Origin of the sequence: Glycocaulis sp. (assembly GCF_052168375.1) — a bacterium.
Taxonomy (GTDB): domain Bacteria; phylum Pseudomonadota; class Alphaproteobacteria; order Caulobacterales; family Maricaulaceae; genus Glycocaulis.
The window spans coordinates 1-4,611 of the sequence record NZ_JBQLZR010000032.1 but is presented as its reverse complement, the minus strand read 5'-3'; the positions used below and the strand labels follow the sequence as shown (position 1 = coordinate 4,611).

At 64.1% G+C, this 4,611-nt stretch carries 6 protein-coding genes and 1 pseudogene; 1 reads left to right on the top strand and 6 read right to left on the bottom strand.

Going from position 1 to position 4,611, the window contains the following annotated elements:
* The 5 genes and pseudogenes from ACTS2Z_RS01335 to thiE form a co-directional block, all read right to left on the bottom strand.
* Window positions 1–84, bottom strand: a pseudogene (locus ACTS2Z_RS01335) (inositol monophosphatase); the annotation flags it as partial.
* Between the two features lie 33 nt (window positions 85–117).
* Window positions 118–684, bottom strand: a complete 567-nt coding sequence (efp, locus tag ACTS2Z_RS01330; protein WP_442571434.1) for an elongation factor P — start codon at window positions 682–684, stop codon at window positions 118–120.
* A 71-nt stretch (window positions 685–755) separates the two neighbouring features.
* Window positions 756–1,289: a glycoside hydrolase family 108 protein gene (locus ACTS2Z_RS01325; RefSeq protein ID WP_442571433.1), complete on the bottom strand. Its 534-nt coding sequence runs from the start codon at window positions 1,287–1,289 to the stop codon at window positions 756–758.
* 52 nt (window positions 1,290–1,341) lie between these two features.
* On the bottom strand, window positions 1,342–2,517 hold the full coding sequence (locus ACTS2Z_RS01320; RefSeq protein WP_442571432.1) for a tetratricopeptide repeat protein: 1,176 nt from the start codon (window positions 2,515–2,517) through the stop codon (window positions 1,342–1,344).
* Window positions 2,451–3,074 carry a thiamine phosphate synthase gene (thiE, locus tag ACTS2Z_RS01315; RefSeq protein ID WP_442571431.1) on the bottom strand — a complete coding sequence of 208 codons (624 nt, stop codon included), beginning with the start codon at window positions 3,072–3,074 and terminating at the stop codon, window positions 2,451–2,453. Before thiE ends, ACTS2Z_RS01320 begins: the two co-directional genes overlap by 67 nt.
* A gap of 184 nt (window positions 3,075–3,258) precedes the next feature.
* On the opposite strand from thiE, the gene ACTS2Z_RS01310 reads away from it, so the two are divergent.
* On the top strand, window positions 3,259–3,699 hold the full coding sequence (locus tag ACTS2Z_RS01310; protein ID WP_442571430.1) for a peptidase S1: 441 nt from the start codon (window positions 3,259–3,261) through the stop codon (window positions 3,697–3,699).
* An 89-nt stretch (window positions 3,700–3,788) separates the two neighbouring features.
* Here ACTS2Z_RS01310 and ACTS2Z_RS01305 read toward each other — a convergent pair.
* Window positions 3,789–4,611 (bottom strand): class I fructose-bisphosphate aldolase (locus ACTS2Z_RS01305; protein ID WP_442571429.1); only part of this gene is annotated, 823 nt, incomplete at its 5' end.

Below are 4,611 nucleotides of genomic sequence, written 5' to 3'. Positions count from 1 at the left end.
GGAGACCTGCAAGTGTTCGATCTCGCCAAAATCACGCGCGAGCTTGCGGCCCGCCTTGCGAACGGCGGACGTCATCACCTGCATGAGGGCAGAAACTTGCGCCAAGACTGAGTGTCCCTAATCCGCGCGGCGGACGTACGTGCCGTCCTCGGTCGCCACGATCACGCGCTCGCCCACGCCTACGAAAGGCGGAACGGCAGAGCGGATATTCCCGGTGAGGATGGCCGGCTTGTAGGAGTTGGCCGCCGTCTGGCCCTTCACGACCGGCTCGGTATCGATCACTTCCAGCTCGACATGCTGGGGCAGTTCGATACCGATAGCCTTGTCCTCGTAGAACTCGACCGTCACCATCATGCCGTCGGTCAGGTAGGCGGCGCGCTCTTCGCCGACGAAATCGACGTGCAGCGAAATCTGCTCGTAATTCTCGGTGTTCATGAAGACCAGCATCTCGCCTTCCGGGTAGAGATACTGATAGTCGCGTTGCTCGAGGCGCACGCGCTCCACCTTGTCGGCCGAGCGGAAGCGCTCGTTGAGCTTGCGGCCATCGAGAATGTTCTTCATCTCGACCTGGGCAAACGCGCCGCCCTTGCCGGGCTTCACATGGTCGGCCTTCACGGCGGTCCACAGCGTGTCCTGGTGCTTGATCACCATGCCCGGCTTGATTTCGTTACCGTTGATCTTCATCGGAGAAACTTCCCGCTGGCCCCGGCTCGCATCGGCGCGGGGCTTGGCCATTCAAATCGGGCGCGGGTGTATCAGTGCGAAGGCCATGCGGCAAGGCTGGTGGGGAGTGTGGCTGCGAGCGTGCCCATCAATCGCCGTGACCAGCCAAGGCCGAACGTGCGGAAATGGTCAAGGCCCGCATAGAGAACCATGCGCCGGGCGGCGAACTCTGTGAGGAGCGACGACGTCTCAGCGGCTCGCGCCGCCGCGAGCGTTACAGGGCCGATCCGGCCATCGATGGCCACGCCCAATGCCTGCTGCAGGAGGCGGGCAGCCCGTGCCGCGCCGTGATTGACCGCGCCGTCGAAGACCATGACAGCAACAGGTTCTGGCATTGCCTCACACCGGCATGGGTCCCAGAAGCGCGCCTTGTAGATCGCGGTCACCTCGCTGCGCGTCAGCGCCGCCACATCGGCCCTGGTCACCGCCTGCCCGCGCCAGCCCGCGAGCGTAATGTGGGTAATGCCCATATTCGTGGCGCCGCCGGGATCATCGGCGTGCTCGACATAACCACCTTCATGGGCCAGCACATGGGCGAGCGCAGTCTCGAAGGCAGTATGTGTCACGCGGTCACTCCGGCAGGGCTATGTGAACAGGGCCCTGCCAGTATGTCCGGGTCTATTGTCCTGCCGGATTGAGCCGGTACCTGTCCGCCATACCGGCGAGCGCCTCGGCCTCCAGCCGCGCCAGTGTGTCGTGGGTAAAAAGCTCTTCCAGCTGGGCTTCGAGGCGATCACGCTGCGGGTCGTCCGCAAGCGAGTTGTCCCGCGGATAGCCTGCTCGCCTGACCCACACATAGGCCTGTTCCATATTGCGCACCGTGCCACGCCCGGTCGCAAGAGCGCCCGCATAGAGATACTGGCCTTGCGCATCGCCAGCCTCAGCAGCGCGCTGGGCCCAGGCAGCGGCCTGTGCGTAGTCGCCCGAGCCGGCCTCGGCGTCCTGCATCAGCAATAGCGCATGTTCTCCCATTGCCGCCGGCAGGCCCATTTCGGCTGCCGCCTGCAGGAGCGCCCGGCCCGCAGCCTCGTCCGCCTCGCCGCCCTCGCCATTGATCAGCATCAGGCCCGCAATCGCGGCGGAAGGCGGATCGCCCGCCTCACCGGCACGGATATACCAGGGACGGGCCAGGGACGGGTCACCCGGCCCGTGTACCCAGTCATCCAGCGCGGCAGCGTAAGCCGCCATGGCTTGCGGCATGCCTGCCTCGGCAGACAGGCGCAGCCAGTCTATCGCCAGAGCGGCAACACCCGGATCACCGGTATTGCGCAGGAAAGTGCCGTATACATAGGCTGCCCTTGCATCCCCCGTTCCGGCGGCCTGAGCCAGAAACTCGCGTGCCTGGAACGGCTCCAGCCCGCCGCGCCGCTCTTCGGCCAGCGAGGAGAGGATGATGAGGGCGTCAATCTCGTCCTGCTCGCCGGCCCGGCGCAGCCAGCGCACGGCGGCTTCATCGTCCGGCGTGCCCGAAAGCCCGTGGAGAAGGATGTGACCGGCAAGGGTTGCGCCTCTGGGATCGCCAGTAGCGGCTGCACGCTCGGCATGAACACGCGCGCTGAGATAATCACCGGTCAGATAGGCGGCAGATGCCCGCGCCATCGCCTGATCGGAGGGGCTGCGCTCCTCGATCGATTCCCCGGAGCGATTGCGCTCGGCCTCCTCGGCAAGGCCTTGCGGCAGGGCGGGCTGCTGGGTGTAGGCGGGAGACGCCGCCAGACAGAGCGCAGCTAGCGCGCCTGCAATACCTGCGACAAGGCCTGCACGGCGGCCACCGGGCCCTCGGGATAATTCCACACCCCGCCCGAAACCGCGATGAAATCCGCGCCCGCCTCGATCACCGGTCTGGCATTGTCCGGCGTGATCCCGCCAATCGCTACGCATGGCACCTCAAACACTTCGCTCCACCACTCGATAATATCCACAGAAGCCGACGCCTTGGGCGATTTCGTGGCAGTGGGGTACATCGACCCGAACGCGACGTAGTCTGCGCCTTTCTCGGCAGCTGTCATCGCCAGATGGCGGCTGTCATGACAGGTAACCCCGACAATGCCGGTCTTGCCCACCTGAGCGCGCGCCTGCGCATAGGGCGCATCCTCCTGGCCGACATGTACCCCGTCCATGGCGTAGCGGACCGCCATATCGGGCCGGTCATTCATCAGAACGGTCACGCCATGGCGTTTGGCCGCCTTCACAAGCGGCGGCAGCAGGCCGGGAAGCTGGTTTTCGGGCTGATCCTTCAGGCGGATCTGAAGGACGCTGGCTACGCCTTCGGCAAGCACGGAATCGAGCAGGTTCACGAAGCCCGCATCAATGCGCGGCGGCGTAAGCAGGTAGAGCTGGCATTGCGACATTGGGTTGCCCGATACACGCTTGGCGCGAAAATTCCATTCACGAGAGGGGTTTAACAAAATGCGGGCGAAATAAAAAATTGTTTAGGCCGCCACAAAATTGCCTGCTACCACACTGAGCATCCTGTCTGCCAGTCACGGCTGGCGGGATGGCGGGGGCCATCCCCCTTACCCTATGGAGATTTTCATGATTGCCAGAACTGTTGCTTGCGCTGCCCTTGCCGCGCTGGCCATCGGCGCGACTGCATCCGCGCAGGACTACCGCCTGAACCCGAATTTCGGCACCTATTCGCTGAACGCCGGCTTCCTGCCCGACCCGTACAACGTCAACGTTGTGGCTGGCGGCAACCTCAATGCCGGCAACCTCGGCGGTTCGTGCCGTGGTTCGATCTCCAACGCACCGGACGTTCGCCTGAACTTCAATGGCGGCCGCATCTCCATCGGCGCGCAGTCTGGCGCTGACACGACGATCGTCGTCAACGGCCCGGATGGCCGCTGGTACTGCAATGACGATTTCGACGGTCTGAACCCGCAAGTCACGCTGTCGGGCTCCGGCCAGTACGACATCTGGGTCGGCACCTATTCGGGCGGCACGGCCAACGCGGTGGTTTACTTCACCGAGTACTAGGTTGTCCGGCGCATCTGACGATGCCTGAAACCGAAAAGGCCCGGCATTGCCGGGCCTTTTTTATGTTACTCGTCAAGATCGCCAGAGGCCTAGCCCTCCAGGCTCTCATCCCACTCACCGAGCGCGGCCAGACCGTTCATCTTTGCGCGGTGATTGAAGGCCTTTTGGCCTGCAGCTTCATCCTTGCCGCCCCAGGCCGCCAGCGGCGCAGCCTGCAGCGCGCGGCCATAGGAGAAGGTCAGCGGCCAGGGAAGGTCAAAGCCCGCATTCATGATGTTGAGGTGCGCCGTCGCATCCACGTCCGACTGCCCGCCCGACAGGAAGGCGATGCCCGGAACCGAGGCCGGAACGCAATTGGTCAGGCACTGGACCGTCATCTCGGCCACTTCCTCGCGGCTGGCCTGCGTGGCGCACTGCGTGCCGGAAATGATCATGTTCGGCTTCAGGACCGTGCCTTCCAGCACAACACCCTGCTCGAACAATTCCGCAAAAAGGCGCTTCAGTCCGAACTCGGTCACCTCGTAGCAGCGGTCGATATCATGGTCGCCGTCCATGATGACTTCCGGCTCGACGATCGGAACGATGTTCGCTTCCTGGCACAGCATGGCATAGCGCGCGAGCGCGTGCATGTTGGTGTTGATGCAGTATTGCGAGGGGACGCTTTCATCGCCGCCCGAACCGATATTGATGACGGCGCGCCATTTTGCAAAGCGCGCACCCAGCGCGTAATACTCGGCCAGACGCTCGCGCAGGCCATCAAGGCCCTCGGTGATCATCTCGCCCGGCGCGCCTGCCAGCGGCTTGGCGCCGGTATCGACCTTGATGCCCGGCACCGCGCCGGATTTCGCGATCAGCTCGGCCAGCGGCGTGCCGTCCTTGGCCTTCTGGCGCAGTGTTTCATCATAGAGGATG

Coding starts and splice junctions, on each gene's coding strand:
- ACTS2Z_RS01310 (WP_442571430.1), top strand. CDS start 3,259: ATGATTGCCAGAACTGTTGCTTGCGCTGCCCTTGCCGCGCTGGCCATC.
- efp (WP_442571434.1), bottom strand. CDS start 684: ATGAAGATCAACGGTAACGAAATCAAGCCGGGCATGGTGATCAAGCAC.
- thiE (WP_442571431.1), bottom strand. CDS start 3,074: ATGTCGCAATGCCAGCTCTACCTGCTTACGCCGCCGCGCATTGATGCG.